We start from the raw sequence: 621 nt of genomic DNA, 5'->3' as shown, positions 1-621 counted from the left end.
ATTGAGTAGGTTAGCGGTTGCGGTACCTGCTTCGACCTGGATAGCCGCCTTCTGTGTGGCGAGGTTTACTTGAGCGTTGATCACTCCTGGCTGCTGGCTGAGTGCACGCTCCACACGCCCAACACAGGAAGCACAGGACATACCACGAATCTCGATGTCGACGTGTTGCGTCATAATGACGATCTCCCTGTTAATTTATCGACGACCCGATAGGCAAACTTGATTCCCATGTTCGCTGTCGAGAAAATGCCCAATCATTCAGTCTGCTCAGCGATAGCTTCAACAATCGGGCAGCCTTCCTGCATAGGCCCTTCGCCTGCACACTCACTCAATGTTTTCGATAATACGGCTTCAATCCGCGTGAGGTGTTTGATCTGCTCGCGCACTTTATGCAGCTTCTCGCCGGCGATGCGTTTAGCTTGTGCCCGGTCGCCATTAGCATCCTGAAGCATTAACAGCTCCCGAATCTCTTGTAGCGTGAAGCCCCACTGCTTGGCATGAACGATAAACTGCAACCGATCCACGGCTTCTAATGGGTAACGCCGATAGTTGGCATCGGTCCTCCTCGGAGGAGGCATAAGTCTCTCTTTTTCGTAGAATCGAATCGCCTGGCTAGCGACT

Annotated in this window: 2 protein-coding genes; both read right to left on the bottom strand. The window is 52.5% G+C overall.

Annotated elements, in window-relative coordinates:
- A partial coding sequence (locus MLE19_RS22865) for a heavy metal-associated domain-containing protein (RefSeq protein ID WP_276322552.1) occupies nt 1-141 on the bottom strand: 141 nt, incomplete at its 3' end.
- Nucleotides 142-254: 113 nt separating this feature from the next.
- Nucleotides 255-621 (bottom strand): MerR family DNA-binding protein (locus MLE19_RS22860; RefSeq protein ID WP_240720619.1); only part of this gene is annotated, 367 nt, incomplete at its 5' end.

The sequence above is a fragment of the Vreelandella neptunia genome, assembly GCF_022489065.1.
GTDB classification, from domain to species: domain Bacteria; phylum Pseudomonadota; class Gammaproteobacteria; order Pseudomonadales; family Halomonadaceae; genus Vreelandella; species Vreelandella neptunia_A.
This window is presented reverse-complemented; position numbering and strand designations above follow the sequence as displayed.